This window comes from Kribbella sp. NPDC002412 (assembly GCF_053592935.1).
Window position 1 is genome coordinate 94,070 of the sequence record NZ_JBSFBL010000009.1, and the last position, 19,318, is coordinate 113,387.

The 19,318-nt window shown below is 66.5% G+C and carries 11 protein-coding genes and 1 pseudogene; 8 read left to right on the forward strand and 4 right to left on the reverse strand.

The annotated features are described in order from the left end of the window. Positions 1-50: 50 nt before the first annotated feature. Entirely contained in the window at positions 51-2,687 is a 2,637-nt protein-coding gene (locus ACWCOV_RS10075) for a hypothetical protein (protein WP_449828887.1), read from the reverse strand. 433 nt (positions 2,688-3,120) lie between these two features. Beyond that, positions 3,121-3,633, reverse strand: coding sequence for a hypothetical protein (locus ACWCOV_RS10080; RefSeq protein ID WP_449828888.1), 513 nt, complete (start codon positions 3,631-3,633; stop codon positions 3,121-3,123). Positions 3,634-4,523: 890 nt separating this feature from the next. Between ACWCOV_RS10080 and ACWCOV_RS10085 the strand changes: the two genes are divergently transcribed. The 5 genes from ACWCOV_RS10085 to ACWCOV_RS10105 all read left to right on the forward strand — a co-directional run bounded on the left by ACWCOV_RS10085 (position 4,524) and on the right by ACWCOV_RS10105 (position 12,552). Continuing rightward, positions 4,524-5,942 (forward strand): tyrosine-type recombinase/integrase, encoded by a 1,419-nt coding sequence (locus tag ACWCOV_RS10085; RefSeq protein WP_449828889.1) that lies wholly within the window; start codon positions 4,524-4,526, stop codon positions 5,940-5,942. 633 nt (positions 5,943-6,575) lie between these two features. Continuing rightward, positions 6,576-9,833 carry a DUF4062 domain-containing protein gene (locus ACWCOV_RS10090; RefSeq protein WP_449828890.1) on the forward strand — a complete coding sequence of 1,086 codons (3,258 nt, stop codon included), beginning with the start codon at positions 6,576-6,578 and terminating at the stop codon, positions 9,831-9,833. 9 nt (positions 9,834-9,842) lie between these two features. Beyond that, positions 9,843-11,396 (forward strand): multicopper oxidase family protein, encoded by a 1,554-nt coding sequence (locus tag ACWCOV_RS10095; RefSeq protein WP_449828891.1) that lies wholly within the window; start codon positions 9,843-9,845, stop codon positions 11,394-11,396. Next, a complete protein-coding gene (locus ACWCOV_RS10100; RefSeq protein WP_449828892.1) occupies positions 11,393-12,103 on the forward strand; it encodes a DJ-1/PfpI family protein in 711 nt (236 codons plus the stop codon). The genes ACWCOV_RS10095 and ACWCOV_RS10100 overlap by 4 nt, the downstream gene beginning before the upstream one ends. Before the next feature lie 128 nt (positions 12,104-12,231). Next, complete coding sequence (locus tag ACWCOV_RS10105) at positions 12,232-12,552, forward strand: hypothetical protein (protein ID WP_449828893.1); 321 nt, start codon at positions 12,232-12,234, stop codon at positions 12,550-12,552. A gap of 264 nt (positions 12,553-12,816) precedes the next feature. On the opposite strand, the gene ACWCOV_RS10110 is transcribed toward ACWCOV_RS10105, so the two are convergent. Beyond that, positions 12,817-13,320 carry a helix-turn-helix domain-containing protein gene (locus tag ACWCOV_RS10110; protein WP_449828894.1) on the reverse strand — a complete coding sequence of 168 codons (504 nt, stop codon included), beginning with the start codon at positions 13,318-13,320 and terminating at the stop codon, positions 12,817-12,819. Positions 13,321-14,189: 869 nt separating this feature from the next. Between ACWCOV_RS10110 and ACWCOV_RS10115 the strand changes: the two are divergent. From ACWCOV_RS10115 to nhaC, 3 genes and pseudogenes are all read left to right on the forward strand, one after another. Next, positions 14,190-15,297, forward strand: a pseudogene (locus ACWCOV_RS10115) (arginine deiminase). Between the two features lie 35 nt (positions 15,298-15,332). After that, entirely contained in the window at positions 15,333-16,793 is a 1,461-nt protein-coding gene (locus ACWCOV_RS10120) for a basic amino acid/polyamine antiporter (RefSeq protein ID WP_449828895.1), read from the forward strand. Positions 16,794-16,808: 15 nt separating this feature from the next. Then, positions 16,809-18,332 (forward strand): Na+/H+ antiporter NhaC, encoded by a 1,524-nt coding sequence (gene nhaC, locus ACWCOV_RS10125; protein ID WP_449828896.1) that lies wholly within the window; start codon positions 16,809-16,811, stop codon positions 18,330-18,332. On the opposite strand, the gene ACWCOV_RS10130 is transcribed toward nhaC, so the two are convergent. Continuing rightward, positions 18,248-19,096 carry a hypothetical protein gene (locus tag ACWCOV_RS10130; protein WP_449828897.1) on the reverse strand — a complete coding sequence of 283 codons (849 nt, stop codon included), beginning with the start codon at positions 19,094-19,096 and terminating at the stop codon, positions 18,248-18,250. The genes nhaC and ACWCOV_RS10130 overlap by 85 nt on opposite strands. Between the last annotated feature and the right edge of the window lie 222 nt (positions 19,097-19,318).

Consider the following 19,318-nt stretch of genomic DNA (forward strand, 5'->3'; position numbering starts at 1 on the left):
TCACGAAGCGTTACACGCGCCTCGTCCCAGGTTGGTGGGTACGGATCAGCTCATTCGAGATTCCGTAACGCATGTTCGAGAATCTCGCGGCGTGTCCAGGTCCAAACGGCTGCCGGCCGCTGCGCTGGTTCGCGGTCGCGGGGCAGCGTCTCGACCTTCTCGGCGATGGACAGTTGCAATTCGAGCAGCTGAGGCGCGAGCCCGGTTTCCGTGCATTCGCGACAGTGCACGAGATTCGAGGTGTAGGCCGCTCCGCCCAGGCAGGCCGGGCATAGGACCAAGTCGCCCAGAGCGTCGGTCGTGAGCACCTCAGCCAGGGTTGTCGGCCCGCCGCCGCCGTACCCCCACTCGAACTCGGCACGGGCACGGGACTCGCTGTCACGGAGGAGACGTGTGCTGCCGTCGTACTCCTCGACCAGCACCAGGGTCTCGCCATCCCTCAGGCCGCTGTAGCTGCGATCGCGGAAGCGAGGATCGGCGAGGGCGTTGTGCAGGCGCGCGGCAAATGGAGGGACACGGCGGGGAAACACCGGTGTCCGGTGCGGATCCTCTGTCCAGTGGAGCGCTGCGCCGATCAGCCTGGTCAGCGGTTTGCCCAATCGGCGCCGACCTGGCACGCGCTCTTCGGGTGAGCCCTCGTCCTCGATGGCTTCCTTGAATTCGTCGCGCCATCTTGAGAGCAGATCGTGGAGTTGCTCGGCAGCGTCGGGGCCGTCGCCGGACCGCATACATGCGACGGCGTGAGCCCACAGACAGCTGATGAGCGCCGCTGCATAGGAGGGATACCGATGCGCATGGGCGCAGGAACTCCTCAGTTCGTCGTGTGCCTGCACGAGCAGCCGAGCTGGAAGTGGAGCGACGACAACCGATCCCAGCAGGTGGCGACGCGGAGGCGCCTCGACCAACCACCCGGCAGTCCTGAGGCGTGCCTTCCAGAGCGCGGTAGCCAGTGGAGCAGGGCTGCTATTTGTTGCCCAGACGAGTACGCCTGTGATCTCCCGCGCCAGGTCTTCGAGCCGACCATCGGCTGAGCATGCGGCGAGGAGTGGATCAATCTCTGCAATCAAGCCTTCCATGAACATTGCTTCGCGGACGCGGTGTGCGGGGCCGTTGTCTGGCTGGTACCGGGTGAGCTGACGGATCGCCCGCTGGAACGAACGACCGAGGCTAGTAGAGACCGGTATGTCGACCGATGCCGCAGCCATGGTCGTTGCGGCCAGCAAGCGGCGAGCCGTCAGGAGCGCTCGTCTGTCGAACCCGCTTTCGAATGCTGCGACCACGAGCGCAGCGAACACCTCGCCGAGAGTCGTCGACGGGTCTGCGTCGTCAGGACTGTGTGCGTCACGCCAACCGGTCCTGTCGGGTGGTCTCGGAGCTCGCGGACCTGAGTCCATGATCAACGCGACCCCAACGTCTTCGAGTGCCTGTTCGACAGTGTCCGTTGCGGTGTACTGCCGCTGCTCGTACAGAACCCGTGCCAGCCTGCCGATCCTGCGGATGTCATCCGCAAGGGCGCCGGGTCCTTGCCAGCGTCCGGGCCACCCGCCGGCATCGGGCCGGGGCGAAGCGAGCAGGCCAACGAGATCTTCTGTGGTGGCTTCCAGGAGCCGATTGGCCATGTGTTCGTTCGGCGGCGTGTGCTGCTGGCCATCTGTGGCAGCTGCAGCGGCGGACACGAAGCCCCCGACCTTCAAAGACTCCAGCCGCTCACCAGCCGCCGCCTGGGCGATGTCACCGATGATCGCGGTAGACGAACGCCGACCGGACGGATTAGGGACCGCTTGTGGCACGTCGTCGGAGCTGGGGGTCTGCGACGACCGGCGACACGGCACCGTCGGTACCAACAGCGTGAGTCGTGCGATCGCTACCTCGACGACACCGTCCAGAGCCTCGCTGCCGGTCGCATGATGTCCGTTTGCTCTGGCTTGCTGGGCTATCCCGGTGAGCGCGGTCCGAATGGCATGGTGTGCAGATGGCTGGTTGGCTAGCGCGACACCGAGGACCGTGAGCACGACCACGGTGTCTTCCGTGACCGATGGTTCCGCGCTGCCGTCGATCGAGCTGCTGGCGATCCGGCTGATCGCCGCATCGATCTTGGCCTGGCCTGCGGCCTGAGTTTGCGACGCCAGCAAGTAGGCGGCTGCTGCGAGCGCTCGACGGCGCTCGCTCGCCCCGAGTGCAGCGTGCCCGGCGAGTTCGACGACAACGTCAGTCCGCTCGGTCAGCCGACGACCATTGCCCCTGGACCTGCCGCACGCCGCTCGTACAGCGCGCCTGATCGCCCGATCGACGAGCCACTCTGGCGCTGTGCGCTCGACTCCGATCCACACCATGGCTGCTGCGAGCAGAAGTGACCAGCCGAATGCCACGAACGCCCACCGGCTCCATCGAGCGGACGGAGACAGCGCGACCCAGAGTGGAAGCGCAACTCCGATCGCGACGATGACGAGCAGGCCGACTCTCGCGGGGATGTCGAAGATTCCCCGCATGGCCCGCCAGGAGAGCGATGCGCGCAGCTGAACAGCAGCGAGCCCGACTGTGAGCAGCAGAGCAATCAGACCTGCGACGATGGAGGCGAGCCCGATCGCGACCTGCGACTGCCACCCGCGCGCAGTGGCGTCATCCTGCAGCGGCAGTTGCGGCCACCACACGACCACGGCTGTCCAAGCCACACCGATCAGAACCATGGATGTACTCAGAGGGCCACGCAGACGTAGTCGATACAGCATGCCCTGAGTATGAAGCCGCTCGCGCAACTTCACGGCCGGGGAAGGGTCCTCGGAGGTGCACGCGACCCTTGACCGACTGCCTCGTTGACTTGGCGCCTGAACTCCTCAGTGTGCGGGGTCAGTCAGGAGCGATCCGGCACAGATGGTGTCCCGCTTGTTCTGCGGGAACGCGCGGGACACCACCGATCTGCCAGTGTCGGTCGTGTCAGAGCCTCGGATAGAGCGGGAACTTCGCTGCCAGATCCATGACTCGGCCGCGCAGTTCGGACGTGCGGCGCTCGGTGGCATGGTGAACGAGTGCGGTCGCGATGATGTCGGCAACCTCGGCGAACTCGGCAGGACCGAGCCGCGGGTTGCGAGTGCTGGGGTTCGATGCGCCGTCCGGAAGAGATCATCGGTGGTCGCGGATCGAACGCACCCGCCCGAACCACCGATCTGACGCTCGAGCCGTCATTTGGGAGCGGTCGGAGAGCGGTGACGCCACGGCGTGGTCCAGCAGCTCGTGCAAGGCCGAAGCCTGATGGCCGGCATGTTGCACCATCGGGATCCCCCGGGGCCCTGCGGGTCTGAAGCGCACGTACTGTGGTCGAGCACCTGCTGCACGGGGCCGCCGATGCCCCGCGCGGATCTGGTGCGGCAGTCGCTCCACCATGCTTGTCGACACTGCCAGCATCGGGTCGAACTGGGCTGCGTCCTTGATGCGGCTAGCCTCCGCTGCCAACCGGAACAGCTCCCCGTCGTCGGCGTCGACGCCGACGTCATCCTGAGCTAGGGCCAGGTTTGCTGCATCGTCAGGAACCAGAACTTGCGCGACGCTTCCGTCAATCGCTTGGAACGTGACCGTGCAAGCGGAGACGCCAGAGTGATCGGCGCTCACGACGGTGACCGGCCCATCGGCGCGCACGCCGGTTACGCGAGCACCTTTGACCAGATCCCCAGGTCCATTAGGCGATGTTCCACCCTCCGAGTGTTCAGGCAAGTGCAGCATTGATGTGTCGAGGCCAGCTAGCGAACCACCCTACTCGCGCGCACCGACAGCAGCCGTCGTGCTGCGCGAGGACGCGCACGAGCCAGCAGCGCAACGCCGAAGCCTCGGTCCGAGCGCGAATTCGCGCCCAACGTGCGCACTGGCCGGAACCTCGCCGACAGCCTTGGGTGGCACGCATCGCCATCTGGATTAGCCACCAAGCGTCGAAGGCGCACGCGGCACCACGGCGTGACATGTCAGGCGTCTCGGCATGGGTGCGTGGATCAGCGCATGAGATTGCGCATCCCTGTGCAGACCGACTACCTGACCGGACGGCACCGGTCCAACAGTCGACATCATCCGCCCCCTGGCCCGTTGTACGATCCATCGTTCAGAAGCCGGTTGTTGTTACATGTGTCGGGTCGAAATGTGGGCCGGGCTCGGGCGTCCGCCCGCCTGGCGCAACTCGGCCCCTTACTCAGCACAATCAACAGGAAGCGATGGCTGTGCACAGTCACGGATGCGATGTGCGGTGGCATGAATCCGCAGGTCACGGGTAGATTTAGCAATTGATGACAAACGATGAGCTCATACTTGTCAGAGTCCGCGGGTTGTGGGTTCGAGTCCCACGGGGCCTACCGAGTACCGATCCGCTTAGAAAAATAAGGCGATCCCGGCAGGGCCATACGGCTGATCGAACCCCCCACGATTCGGTTCGTGGGATCAAACGTGGTGCGAATCGGTACGATTGATCCCACGGCAAGCCCCCGAAGCGGCGTCAGCGCGCCCGCGGCTCCGTCGAGGAACTGCCCAGTGGTGCGCTCCGAGTGTCCGTGTACGCCGGCATTGACCCGGTCACGAAACGCCGCCACTACCTCCGCGAGACCATCCCGGCCAACGCGCCGAAGGCAGCCGAGGCGGCCGAGAGAGCCGTCCGGCGACTTCAGACCCAGGTCGACGAGCGGCGCCAACCTCGGACCAACGCGAACCTAAGCCAGCTCATCAAGCGACACCTGGAGCTCGCGGAGCTGGACGAGACCACCCGCCGCACCTACCTGGGTTACGTCCGCAACCACATCGAACCGCTGATCGGGCAAGTCAAGGTCGGCGCAGTCGACGCCCACGTTCTCGACTCGTACTACGCCGAGCTCCGTCGCTGTCGTCGCCACTGCGACCGGCGACCCTTCACAGAACACCGCACCAAGACCATTCACGAATGCGACACCCGGTGCCGTCCGCACGAGTGCCGACCGCTCGGCGCGTCCACGATCCGCCAAATTCACTTCATCCTAAGCGGCGCCTTCCGCCAAGCCCTTCGGTGGAAGTGGGTATCGGTCAACCCGATGCCTACCGGCAAGCCTCCGGCCGCTCCGAGGCCCAATCCCCGCCCACCGACCGCCGCCGAGGCCGCCCAAATCCTTGGCGAGGCCTTCAACGACCAGGCGTGGGGCACCTTCGTATGGCTTGCGATGGTCACCGGCGCCCGTCGCGGCGAACTGTGCGGCCTCCGCTGGTCCAAAGTCGACCTCGACCAAGGCACCGTCATCATCGATACGAGCGTGGCCCAGAACAGCCGGAAGAAGTGGCTCAAGGACACCAAGACCCACCAGCACCGGCGCCTAACGCTGGACACCGAGACCGTGACTCTCCTGCGCAAACACCGGGAGATCTGCGACGAGAGCGCGGCGAAGCTGGAGACCAAGCTCGGGCCGGATGCGTTCGTGTTTTCCCTTGCCCCAGACAACAGCGAGCATCTGATTCCCGACAGCGTCTCGCAGCGCTACAGCAAGCTGGCGACCCGTCTCGGTATCGATACCCACCTGCACAACCTCCGCCACTACTCTGCCACTGAACTCATCGCCGCAGGAGTCGACATCCGAACCGTCGCCGGCCGCCTCGGCCACGGAGGCGGCGGCACCACAACGCTCCGCGTCTATACCGCCTTTGTGTCCGAGGCCGACCAACGCGCAGCGACTGCCCTCTTCGACCGCCTCCCGATCCGCCCAGAACAGCTCAGCGAGCGCGAGCGGATCCTGCGCAACCCGCAGGCCCCCTATGAGGCAATCGCGGCCAAGCTGGGCGCCGCAATCGAGTCTGGTCTGCTGGCAGAAGGCACCTGCCTGCCGCCGACGACGCAGCTCGCCAGCCAACATGGCGTCTTGGACGGAACCATCTGCCGCGCGCTCGATCTACTGAAGACCTGGGATCCTCTCGACGACTCCCGCCAGATTAGGACCACGGGATAGCCCCTCCTGCTCAGCGCAGCACTCGCCTTGGTGCGGATCGACCAATTGGTACGGCGACAGATGCGGCCGCCGCGCGACCAGGACGTCCGGCGACGGTCAATCGCGTGACGACCACCGACCACGGTCCGAAGCGGGTATCGCAACCGCCTGGGAGCCGCTCCCGTAGACGAGTTGGGAGAGGCTCATGAGTGCCACAGCTCCGCACGACGACAGGTGTGCCGCTTCGAGCACCGGGCAGATGCTGTCGCCGCGCGGGATGCCGCCGACGCCGCTGTGTACGCGGCCTGGTACGGAGGGTTGGGGCTGAGAGTGCGGTACTTCCACGCTCGCCTGTACGCCGGTAGAGCACGCGCGCGAGCACTTGTGCACTGTCCGGCGAGACATCCGGCGCCTCGAACGACGATAGGCCATCCCGCCCGCGTATCAGTACCGCGTCGACAAGCCGGACTATCTGGTCACGAGGCTGACGGTTCTCGGCCACCGTTCTTGAGCTGCGGTGCGTAGAGCCGCCAAATGGACTAGAGAGTGGTCATAGATCGGTGGCTGTCGCTTCGGGATCTCGACTGCTTCGGCCGTCGGATGGAAGATTGAGTAAGCCGCCCCTGCCTCGGGCACCGAGACGAGGAGGGCAGTGTGACGAGTACCCATATCCGCACGCCCGATCAGAGACTTCGGGTGTTTGTCAGCTCCACGCTGGGCGAGTTGGCCGACGAGCGCATCGCGGTGCGCGAGACGATCGAGCGGCTGCACCTGGCGCCGGTGATGTTCGAGCTCGGCGCGCGCCCGCACCCGCCACGTGAGCTTTACCGGGCCTACCTCGAGCAGAGCCAAATCTTCATCGGAATCTACTGGCAGAGTTATGGCTGGGTGGCGCCCAGTGAGACAGTCTCGGGGCTGGAGGACGAGTACAGGCTGTCGCATGGCATGCCGCGGTTGCTCTACGTCAAGACGCCGGCGTCGCAGCGGGAGCCACGGCTGGAACAACTGATGCAGCGGGTCAGGGACGACGACACCGCGTCCTACAAGCCGTTCCGGACCCCCGATGAACTTGCTCGGCTCGTCGCGGATGACTTGGCGCTGCTCCTCAGCGAGCGGTTCGCTGCGCCGAGCAGACCTACCGGCGTCGTGACATTCCTGGTCACCGACTTGGATCGAGGCCTACAACCATCGGCCAGCGGCGCTAAGGACGCAGCACCGCTGGACAGACCGGATGAGTTCGCGCAGCGGGCCGTCATCTCGAACGGGGGGTACGTGTTCGACAATGCGGCTCGCGCATTTCGCGCGGCGTTCGAGGACCCGTTGGACGCTGTCACGGCGGCATTCAACCTCGAGACGGGACTGGCGGGCCCGGAGTCGAGAGAACTGAGAACACCGGCTGTTCCTGTTGCGCTGCACAGCGGGTTGGCGGAGCTGCGCGGCGAGGGCTACGTTGGTGCGCCATTGGAGCGCGCGGATCGGCTGCTGGCCGCCTGCAACGACGGTCAGGTGGTGTTGTCTGCGGCGGTCGTCGACCTGCTGGGCGACGTCTTGCCGGCTCCGCTCATGCTTCGGTCGCTCGGCGTGCACCGGCTCTCGGATCTTGCGCGAGCAGAGGAGATTTATCAACTCGTCATGCCGGGAGTGCAGTCGGACTTCCCACCCCTTCGGACGCTCGATCGGCGCCGCCATAACCTGCCGGTCCAGCTCAGCAGCTTCGTTGGCAGGGATCACGAACTTGCCGCGCTGCTGCGAGCGGTGGAGAAGCGGCGACTGGTGACACTGACTGGTATCGGTGGGTCTGGAAAATCACGTCTTGCGCTTCAGGCGGCGGCTGACCTCCTGGTGCGTTTCTCCGACGGTGTCTGGCTGGTCGAGCTGGCTAAGCTGACCGAGCCCGAACTAGTCCCGTCGTCCGTCGCCGACGTCCTCGCGATCACCGAGGACCCGCATCGCGGCGTCGCCGAGACACTCGCTGCCGAACTCGAGTCGAAACGCCTGGTGCTGTTGCTCGACAACTGCGAGCACGTCCTGGCAGCCACCGCCGAGCTGGCAACGAGCCTGCTGCAGGCCGCTCCCGGCCTCCGGGTACTGGCCACCAGCCGAGAGGCTCTGGCGGTGCCGGGTGAAGTCATCGTTCCGGTGCCGTCACTGGTCGGCCCGGCGAAGGGAGCCGACGTCGCGACGCTGTCGGGTACCCCGGCTGTCCGCCTGTTCGCAGAGCGAGCGAGGGCCGTGTGGCCGGAGTTCGAAGTCACGGCTGCGAACGCCGCGGCCGTCGCTCAGATCGTGACACAGCTCGACGGGATTCCGCTCGCACTCGAGCTCGCCGCGGCCCGGGTGAAAGCATTGTCGGTCGAGCAGATCGCTGCCCGGCTGACCAACCGGTTCCGGCTGCTCAGCACCGGGGCCAGAACTGCCGTGCCACGGCATCAGACCCTGCGGGCGACGATGGACTGGAGCCACGACCTGCTGTCGCCGGCCGAGCGGACGCTCTTGCGACGGCTGTCGGTCTTCATGGGCAGCTGGACGGTCGAGGCGGCCGAAACGGTCTGCGGCGGCGCCGGCCTCGACGCCATGGACGTGCTGGACCTGCTCGGCAGACTCGTCGACAAGTCCTTGGTGGGCGTCGTGGACGGCGGTGACGAAAACAGGTATCGACTGTTGGAGACGGTGCGCGAGTACGCGCGCGAGCGACTCGCCGACGCCGATGAGACCACCGCGACCCGCACGACCCATCGAGACTGGTGCTGCTCGATCATCGAGGCTGCCACCGAACAAGTTCGTGGCGGCGAGAAACAGACGCGGTGGCTCGAACGACTAGGCACCGAACACGACAACATCCAGGCCGCCCTGGAATGGTCGCTGAGCCTTCGCGACGCCCAGGCCAGCCTGCGCATCGCCGTCGGCGCGGCATGGTTCTGGTATCTGCGTGGTCACTGGGACCAAGGACGCAGGGCGCTCGAGCAGAGCATCGCGCTGGACGATGCCGAGCCGGCCCTGCGGGCGACCGGCAGCGCCTGGGCCGCAATCTTCACCTGGAAGCAAGAGGACCTCAGCAAAGCAGCGGAGCTCGCGGCAGCGAGCTTGGACGAGCTCGCGGGCAGCGGGAACGAGGGTGAGGGACTCGCCCTGCTGGCGCTCGGACTGGTTGCCATCTCGCGTGCGGAGCTCGACGAGGCCGACGGGTACGCCCGGCGTGCTCTCAGCGTCTTCCGCACACTGCAGCTCACGTGGGGTGTGACGACGTCCCTGCTGGTGGTCGCACACATCGCGAGAAACAGGCAATCGGACCACGTCGCCGAGCTGCTGGAGGAACCGGCGGCCCTGCTCGGAGTCGGTGCCGACAAGTGGGGCCAAGAGCAAATCCTCACCCTGCGAGGATTCGAAGCGCTGCGCGCACTCGACCTCGATCTGGCGACCGACCTGTACACGGCAAGCAACGCACTCGCCGTGGAGCTGGGAGATCGCGGTGCCCAAGCCGACAACCTCCTCGCACTCGGGCACGTCCACTTGCTGCAGGGCGAGGACGAGCTGGCTGCCCCAGAGCTGGAGCGGGCCAGCTCGCTGCTCGACGAGCTCGGGGACGACCATCAATCGGCCCATGCCAACCAAGCGCTCGCAGTGCTCGCCTACTCGCGCGGCAGGGCAGCAGATGCCGAGGCCCGCTTCACAGACGCCGCGGCCAGGTTCGTGGAGATGGGCAGAGCGCCCATGGGAAGCACCTACGCCGTCGGCTTGGCCGACCTCTACCGTCGAGCCGGCCGCCCAGCGCTGGCGATCGCGCTGCTACAGCACGCTGTGTCCCTACTGGACGACAAAGAGGCGTCGGCCGAGTACGCCGAAGCACGTCGACAACTAACGGCCCTCGAGGCAGCGGCCGCCGAACCGGAACGGGGACAAGCTCGCTCCTAGGAGAAGACCATGACCGACGAGACTCGCAAGCCTGCAGCCGAAGCAGACCTCTTTCCGCAAGACGTCGACGGCCTCCCCGACGTCGCCCCGCCAACGGTGACAACGCTGGCGGACGGCGCGAAGTACGACCTGGGCATCGCCCCGGTGCGCAAACGCATCTCCGGCCACCTGGTACGCATGCTCGCCTACAACGGGTCAATCCCCGGGCCAACCCTGCGGGTCCGGCAGGGAGCGACCGTGACAGTCGAGATCACCAACAACGCCGATCTCGAGCAGACGGTGCACTGGCACGGCCTCCGGCTGGAGAACCGCTACGACGGAGTCCCGCACGAAACCCAAGAACCCATCCCCATCGCTGGGCGGTTCACCGCCCAGCTCAGATTCCCCGACCCCGGCCTCTACTGGTACCACCCACACCTCCGCGAGGACTACGGCCAGGAAATGGGTCTCTACGGCCAAATCATCGTCGATCCGATCGACCCCGGCTACTGGCCTTCGGTCAACCGTGAGATCCCGCTCACTCTCGACGACATCCTGCTCGAGGACGGGCGGATGCCCGCGTTCCACCGGTCCGGGCCGACGTACACCATGATGGGCCGCTTCGGCACGGTCCTCCTTGTCGGAGGCGAGACAGAGCCGGCTTTCGACGCGAACACCGGCGACGTGGTTCGCCTCTACCTCACCAACACCGCGAACACTCGGATCTTCGATGCGGCGATCACCGAGGCGACACTCAAGCTGATCGGCGGCGACAGCGGACGCTACGAACACGAGGAGATCGTTGACTCGGTCATGATCGCACCGTCAGAGCGCGCCGTCGTCGATGTGTTGTTCGACCGGCCCGGCACAGCGGTGCTCCAGCACAGAACCCCCGACAGCTCGTCGACACTCGCCACCTTCGCCGTCTCCGACATCCCGGCCGAGCCCAGCCACGCCAACACCTACCCGGTACTCCGCTCCGACCCCAGCCTCACCGCCGAGCGGGACAGACTCGCCGCACATCGCGATCGTGCCCCCGACCAGACCCTGCAGTTCGTCGGTGAGATGAACATGAGCGGCATGGATATGGGTGACATGGACATGGGCGACATGGAGCACCACGACATGGGCAGCTCCGAAACGGAGTCGCACGCCGAGAGCAGCGACGACGGTGTCGAGTGGGAGGACACCATGCCGGACATGAACGTGATGTCGACCAGCTCGAACATGACATGGAAACTTGTCGACCCCGCCACCGGTGCCGCCAACCGCGAGATCGCCTGGAGTTTCCGCGTCGGTGACCGGGTCAAGATCCGGCTCGACAACTCACGCGGCTCCGACCACCAGATGCATCACCCGTTCCACGTCCACGGTGCGGGCCGCTTCCTGGTGCTCAGCCGCAACGGAGTACCGGATCCGAACCTGGTCTGGAAGGACACCGTGCTCGTCCGCGCCGGCGAGATCGTCGACATCCTGCTCGACGTCACCAACCCCGGCCGATGGATGGTTCACTGCCACATCGCCGAACACATCGAGACCGGCATGATGTTCAGCTTCGATGCCGCGGAGGAGGTCGTGCCGTGAACGACAAGACCGTCGCCTTCGTCCTCTATCCGGGACTGACTCCACTGGACCTGATCGGCCCGCTCCAGGTCATGAGCGGCCTGGAGGCCGTCGAGACCGTTCTCGGCGTCCAGCCCCGCCACCACGTCATGGTGGTCGCCGAAAGCCTTGACGCTGTGCCCACCGACACGCCCGTACGCATCGCCGCCACATCGACCATCGACGAGGCACCCGAACCTGACGTCGTCCTCGTCCCCGGCGGCGGTGTCGGCACCCTTCGCCAGCTCGCGAATCCCACACTCCTGGACTACCTTCGCAAGGCCGACAGCAGCGCCGAGGTGGTCGCCTCCGTCTGCACCGGTTCCCTTCTTCTCGCCGGCGCCGGTCTGCTGGATGGTCGCCGCGCCACCACGCATTGGGCGTACCACAGATTCCTGGACCGCCTCGGTGCGACCTACGTACCGCAGCGCTGGGTCGAAGACGATCAGTACCTGACCGGTGCGGGAGTCTCGGCAGGTATCGACACTGCACTGCGGCTCGCAGCCCGATTGACCAATGACGACCTCGCCCGCACAGTACAACTGGCGATCGAATATGACCCACAGCCACCTCACGGCGGAATCGACTGGCCAGGTGTCGATCGAGACAGCTTCCGCCCACGAGTCGAAGGCTTCGCCAGAGAAGCTCTCGCCGACCACCCCACGATGCTCGCCCGGCTACTCGAGTGAACCCGGCCCGCGCCACAGTTTCGCCTGGTCGGAGGAGGCGCGGGAACCATCGCACGTCGGCCCCCTGTGGGTTGGTAGTCCTTGGTGGGGTCGAGGGTGAGTTCGCGGAGGAGTTTGCCGGTGGCGGCGTGGACGATCCTGATCTGAAGGTCGTGGATGAGGAGGAGGTCGTGGGTTCGGGCGTGGGTTCGGCCGATGCCGATGTGGTGGAGTCGGCCGTTGGCTCGGAGGGTGACCACGCCGGTGTGATCGACGCGGTCGGTGCGGACGCGGTGGTGGACCTCGCCGGTCCGATCCGCGGTCGGGGTGGCCTTGGGGCGGGCGGTGTAGGTGGTGGCCGGGGTGGCGTGGTGCGGCAGGGACCGGTGCGGGCGGCGGCGATTGTATTCGTCGACGAACTGGTCGAGCAGGACCTGGAGCGCGGCCGCGATAGTCGGTCGACCGGTTAGGCGCGCAGCCACTTCTTCATCGTCTGCTGGAACCGCTCCACCTTCCCGCAGGTGGTCGGGTGGTTCGGGCGGGAGTACTTCTGGACGACGTTCAGGTGCCACAGCTCGGTCTCGAGCCCGTTGCGGCCATCCCGCCCGAAAACCTGGTCGTGTAGACCATGCCGTTGTCAGTCAGCGTGGAGGCCGGGATCCCGTACTCCGCAACGGTTTCCCCGAAGGTGGCCAGCACGATTGGTCCGGTGATCCGGGGACGGGCGGTGACGCTCAACGCGTAGCGGGAGTGGTCGTCCAGCCAGGTGATGATCTCCACCCCCGGCCACTCGCGAGCCGGTAATACGTGAAGTCGGACTGCCAGCACTCGTTCGGCAACTCGGCGGCGAACCGCAGGTACGACGACCGCGGCCGCTTGGCCGGATCCGGCACAACGGCCCCGGCCCGGGTCAGGATCCGGTGGATCGTCGCCCGCGACAGCACCGTGCCGTGGTGGTGTTCCAGATGCCAGCCGATCGTGTCCGCGCCCGCGTCCAGCTCGGCTTCGCCCAGCTGCTTGCGCAACCGCAGCACCAGCTCCACCGTCGTCGGCGGCGTGGCCCGCGGCGAGGTTTTCGCCCGCCGCGACCGCGGCTCGAACGCCGCCTGCCCCTCGGCCAGATACCGCCCTCGCAACTTATAGACCCACGCCCGGTGCACCCCGTAGCGCCGGGCCACCTCCGACACCGTCTGCCCCTCAACAAACAACGCGGGCAGCACCAACCGAGCCCTCGACATCCCCGAGCATCCGACCCACCACACCAGTCGCCGACCACCCGAGACACGTGTCGCCTATGTCGTGAGACATCTGTCGCCTATGTCCTGAACCACAACACCACGGGGCCTGCCGCGTCTGACCTGTTGGGAGCCGGTTCCAAGCCGGCCCGTCCCGGGCCGCCTGTCGATGAGTAGACTTCGGCACGGTGCCGGCAAGCAGGATCGGCGAAGGTGCTGGAGACCTTCTACGCGCAGGACCGGCAAGCACCCCGCAGCCGGGCCGGCCGCCGAAGGATGGCGGATCCACGCCAGCGTCAGCGGCGCGCTGGACCTGGCTGTTCGTTGGGATTGGATCGACACGAACCCGCGGACGCTGCCAAGAAACGAAGCAGGACAAGCCGAGCTTCCTCCTTGTACATCGGAAGCTGCCAGATTGGTCGACGCCGCGTTCGCGGAGGACTTCGCCTAGGGAACGTTCGTCTGGCTGACGATGATCACTGGGTACGCGCCGAGGCGAGATCCTGGCGCGCCGCTTCGAAGACATCGACTTCCACGAGCAGACGGCGGACCCGGAGCAGCGAGAAGGCGTGCTGTTGCTGGATGACATCTACGTCGTTCGCAACGGCAAGAAGACCGTCAAGGAGGGGCCCGGACCGGGGACCAGACACCGACATCCTCCATTCCGGGTGATGTGTCCGGCCGAGGCTGCTGGGAAGCTCTTGGCGATCCGGCTTGTCGATTTGCTAGGGACTGCGACGATCATGACGGTTGAGAACGCCTCGAAGTCGGCCTCGTACTGCGTGGACTCCGAGGTCGGGCGGTTGCGGAAGGTTCTGGTGTGCCGGCCGGGGCTGGCGCACCGTCGGCTGACCCCGGCCAACCGTGAGGATCTGCTGTTCGACGATGTGCTGTGGGTAGAGAACGCCCAGCGCGACCATGCCGACTTCGTCAACAAGATGCGCAACCGTGGAGTCGAGGTCGTCGAGCTGTACGAACTGCTCGCCCAGACCATTGCCATCGCGGACGCGAAGGCATGGCTGCTGGACCGCAAGATCGAGCCGAACCAGGTGGGGCTGGGCTCGGGCATACCTGGAGTCGTTGTCCGGCGGCGAGCTGGCCGAGTACCTCATCGGCGGCCTCTCGACGTCCGACCTGCCGGAGGACTTCCGGTCGGATTATCTCGCCTTGGCGCGGGAGTCGACCGGGGCGCGCGAGTACCTGATGCCGCCGCTGCCGAACAGGCTGTACACCCGGGATACCACCTGCTGGCTGTACGGCGGCCTCACGATGAACACGCTGTACCGGCCGGCCCGGCACGACGAGACGCTGATCTACAAGGCGATCTACCAGTTCCACCCGGACTTCGTCGGCTCCACTGTCTGGTGGGACGACCCGGAGAAGGACTGGGGCCGGGCCACCTTCGAGGGTGGCGACATCATGCCGGTGGGCAACGGCGTCGTCCTGATGGGCATGAGCGAGCGGGCGTCGCGCCAAGCCATCACGCAGGCGGCGGCCGCCCTGCTCGCGAACGGCACCGCCGACTGTTGCGTTGTCGCCGGCATGCCCAAGCTGCGGGCCGCGATGCACCTGGACACCGTGTTCACCTTCGCCGACCGCGACATCGTCACGGTCTACCCGACGATCATGGACGCGGTGCACCCGTTCACGTTGCGCCCCGGCGGCAGCGTGCACGTCACGGACGAGAGCCGACCCTTCGTCGACGTGGTCGCGGCCGCCCTCGGTTTGCCCGGCCTGCAGACGATCGGGACCGGCGGCGACGCCTACCAGTCCGAGCGGCAGCAGTGGGACAGCGGCAACAACGTAGTCGCGGTCGAGCCGGGTGTGGTGTTCACCTACGACCGGAACACCCTGACGAACTCCTTGCTGCGCAAGGCCGGCGTCGAGGTCATCACGATCGTTGGCGCCGAACTGGGCCGCGGTCGTGGCGGCGGGCACTGCATGACCTGCCCTGTCATCCGCGAGCCGATCTCGTTCTGACAAAGGGGTAACCGTTTCTCACGAGAGGCAGTCCGATGGGCATTGCAGAGGAGGATGCAGCCACCAAGGTCGGCGCCACCGCCAGGATGTCACTGCCGACGTTGACCGGCATGGTCGTCGGCTCGATGGTGGGGGCAGGCGTCTTCTCGCTCCCCGCGCGGTTCGGCGTTGCGACCGGGATTCTCGGATCGCTGATCGCCTGGGCCGTCGCCGGTGCGGGCATGCTCATGCTGGCCTTCGTATTCCAAAACCTGGCGATCCGCAGACCCGACCTCGACTCCGGTGTGTTCATCTACGCCAAGGCCGGCTTCGGAGACTACGCCGGCTTCAACTCCGCGATCGGTTTCTGGGCCAGCGCGGTGGCCGGCAACACCTTCTACTGGGTCTTCATCACAGCCACCCTCGGCACCTTCGCCGACGCCTTCGGCGACGGTGACACCGTGCTCGCCGCCGCTCTCGGCTCGGTCGGCGTGTGGTTCTTCCACTACCTGATCGCCCGCGGGGTCCGTGACGCCGCGGTCATCAACCGGATCGTGACGGTCTTGAAGGTCATCCCGATCTTGGTCTTCATCGTCGTGCTGTTCGTCAACCTCGACGCCGGCGTGTTCGCCGACAACTGGACCGCCTACGGCTACGGCGACCTGGGGAACCTCAACGAGCAGATCAGGAACACGATGCTGGTCACCACCTTCGTGTTCCTCGGCATCGAGGGCGCCAGTGTGTACTCCCGCTACGCCAAGAAGCGCGAGGACGTCGGCAAGGCCACCGTGCTCGGCTTTCTGGGCGTGCTGTCGATCTTCTCCCTGGTGACCCTGTCCAGCTACTCGGTGCTGCCGCAGCCCGAACTCGCCCAGACTCGCCAGCCGTCGATGATCGGCGTGTTCGAGTCAGTGGTCGGCGACTGGGGCGAGGTCTTCATCAGCGTCGGCGTGATCGTCTCGGTGCTTGGCGCCTACCTCGCCTGGACCTTGATGGCGGCCGAGGTGATGTACATGCCCGCCCGCAATGAGGACTTCCCGGTCTTCCTCGGCCGGGAGAGCGACAACGGCACCCCGATCACCGCCTTGGTGGTCAGCTCGCTCGCGGTCCAAAGCCTGCTGGCCCTGACCCTGGTCCTCACCGACGCGTTGAACTTCATGCTCGACCTGTGCACCAGCCTGGCCCTGATCCCGTACTTCCTCGCGGCCGCCTATGCCCTCAAGCTCGGGCTCACCGGTGAGACCTACGAAGACGTCAGCGCCGGCACCCGCCGCAAGCAGACCGTCTTCGCGGGAATCGCGACCGCATACACGCTGTTCCTGTTCGACGCCGCCGGGCTGAAGTTCCTGCTCCTCTGCACGATCATCCTTGCCCCGGCGACGCTGCTGTACATCAAGGCCCGCGCCGAACACGGCCGGCGCATCTTCACACCCACAGAGATGGCTCTGTTCGCGCTCATCGTCATCGCCGCCGTCGTCGGCGTTGTCGGACTGTGGACCGGACGAATCACCATCTGATGGACGGCACCCGCGATGAGTGACCAGATCGGCACCGAGCCGAGCCGCGCGGCCCGGCCGCCGTCGCTGGCGGACGCGATCATCCCGCTGGTCGTTCTGGCCGTCTTCATCGCCTCGGCCCTGGCTCTGTTCGGCCTGGACGCGCTGGACGGTCCGATCCAGGTCGGGTTGGTGCTGTCCGCGATGGTGGCGGCCCTGATCGCGGTCAAGAACGGCAACCCGTGGTCGCGCGTCCAGACGGCTGCGCAGGGAGCCATGGCCTCGGTGACGAGTGCGACGTTCATCTTGCTGGCCGTCGGCGCCCTGATCGGCGTGTGGAACCTGTCCGGCACCATCCCGACGCTGGTGTACTACGGCATCCAGATCCTGTCGCCCAGCTGGTACTACGCGGCCTCGGCGATCATCTGCGGCGTCATCGCATTGAGTATCGGCAGCTCGTGGACGACGGCCGGAACCATCGGGGTCGGACTCGTCGGGATCGCGGCCATGCTCGGGGTGTCCCCGGCGATCACGGCCGGGGCGGTCATCTCCGGTGCCTACCTGGGCGACAAGGCGTCTCCGTTGTCAGAGACCACGATCCTCACCGCGCAGATGGTCAAGGTCGACGTCTACCAGCACATCAAGCGCCAGATCTGGACGTCGGTCCCGGCCTTCGTGATCGCCCTGGCCGCGTTCTTCGTGATCGGCTTCGTGCGCGGTCCCGACGTGCACGCGCCGCTGTCCGAGGCCGTCGAACTGGCGTCCCTCAACCAGGTCTACAACATCACCATCTGGAACCTCCTGCCGTTGGCGCTGCTCGCGGCCCTGTCGATCCGCAAGGTGCCGGCCTCGCTCGCGCTGACCTTCTCCACGCTGTTCGCCGGGGTGCTGGGCGCGTTCCTACAGCCGGACGTGTACCGGGACTTCGTAAAACACATGGACCCCGAAAGCGCCTACCGCGCGGTGCTCGGCCCGATCAAGGCCGTCTGGTTGGCGATGGCCAACGGCTTCAGCATCGACACCGGCATCGGGGACATCGACCGGCTGCTGTCCCGCGGCGGCATGGACAGCATGCTGCTCACGCTCTGGCTGATCTTCGGAGCCGTCACATTTGGCGCGGTGCTCGAGGAATTCGGGCTGATCAACCGCCTGGTCAACCCGATGATCAGCGCCGCCAAGGGCACCGGGCGGCTGTTCCTGACCGTGTTCGCCTGCGGCTTCGGGCTCAACATCGTGGCCGGCGACCAGTACATCGCGCTGGTGCTGCCGTCGCGCATCTTCCGGGCCGAGTTCGCCAAACGCGGGCTGGCCCCGACAAACCTGTCGCGGCTCGCCGCCGACAGCGGGACGGTCACCTCGCCGCTGGTTCCCTGGAACTCCTGCGGCGCCTTCATGAGCGCCGTCCTCGGCGTATCGACCCTGCTCTACGCGCCCTACGCCATCTTCTGCTGGGCCAGCCCCCTGCTATCGGTGCTCTACGGGTTCACCGGATTCAAGATCGAGCACATCCCACCCTCCCCCGCCGAGGATCCGCCGGCCCCCGACAAACACGCCTCCTGAGGCTGAACCGACCAACAGGCCTTACAGCAGAGACCCAGAGCATGTGTTCGACCAGGCCGCAGTCGTGTGAACGCGGACTTCACGCTTTCGTGACTGGTGTTCTCAGGACTCTCCGGTGTGTGATCCGCCAACACCTGTGCGCCCCATGCCGCGACGGCTAGAAGCCCGGGCGACGGGGTGGAACGCCGGCCCAACGCACGCACCTGCCGATGAGAGGGCGCGTCGGGGCGGTAGTGCGACGGCCAGATTGCCAGCAGCGGACGGAGCGTTCTCGGTGCGGGGTCGTTCAGCAGTACGACGTACGCGCGGCGGGGCGGGTTCGCGGCGTTGGTGAAATTGTGGAACGCCAGCCAGGTCGCCATGAGTCGGCGCAGGACCCCAACCAACGCGCGAAGCCAGTGATCGTGGTCGCGGGCGGCAGCTCTACCGGCGCTCGCCACGGCGATCACGGACGCGATCAGCCAGGCGATCGCGCGCCGTCGTTCGAGAAGCAGGTTGTTGCGGAGGATGGGGGTCAACGGTTTGACCCGCGTCGCACTGGGCGTGGGCTTGGTTCGAACCGCCGACGTCTCAAGGGCGGACAACGCCTGGTCGACGGCTCCGCGGTTCGCGCGGGCGATGCGGATTCCCCAGAGGTTGGCAGTCAGCACCCACCCCAGGCCGGTGTCCACCAGACCCAGGATCACGAAGCCGACCGCCACCGCGCCCCACTCGAGCAGCTGGATCCGCCCAGGAACCGAATGCCCGGCGATCCACTGCCGCATTCCTTCACAGCGACGACAACCCCGAAGCCGAACGCGACGACGAACCCACCGCCGACAACCGCCATGCCCATCACACTGCGCCCCGGCGGCACCGACCCCAACCCCACGCCGGCGGCCACCGCCACTATGATCAGCACCACCGGCACAGGCACCGAGCTCCGCGGCCAAGCCCGATCGTCCCGCGGAACGACATCCCCCGCCGTTCTCTGAGGCTCCCATCCC

Coding starts and splice junctions, on each gene's coding strand:
- ACWCOV_RS10120 (WP_449828895.1), top strand. CDS start 15,333: ATGGGCATTGCAGAGGAGGATGCAGCCACCAAGGTCGGCGCCACCGCC.
- ACWCOV_RS10095 (WP_449828891.1), top strand. CDS start 9,843: ATGACCGACGAGACTCGCAAGCCTGCAGCCGAAGCAGACCTCTTTCCG.
- ACWCOV_RS10110 (WP_449828894.1), bottom strand. CDS start 13,320: ATGTCGAGGGCTCGGTTGGTGCTGCCCGCGTTGTTTGTTGAGGGGCAG.
- ACWCOV_RS10130 (WP_449828897.1), bottom strand. CDS start 19,096: ATGCGGCAGTGGATCGCCGGGCATTCGGTTCCTGGGCGGATCCAGCTG.
- ACWCOV_RS10075 (WP_449828887.1), bottom strand. CDS start 2,687: ATGGTTCTGATCGGTGTGGCTTGGACAGCCGTGGTCGTGTGGTGGCCG.
- nhaC (WP_449828896.1), top strand. CDS start 16,809: ATGAGTGACCAGATCGGCACCGAGCCGAGCCGCGCGGCCCGGCCGCCG.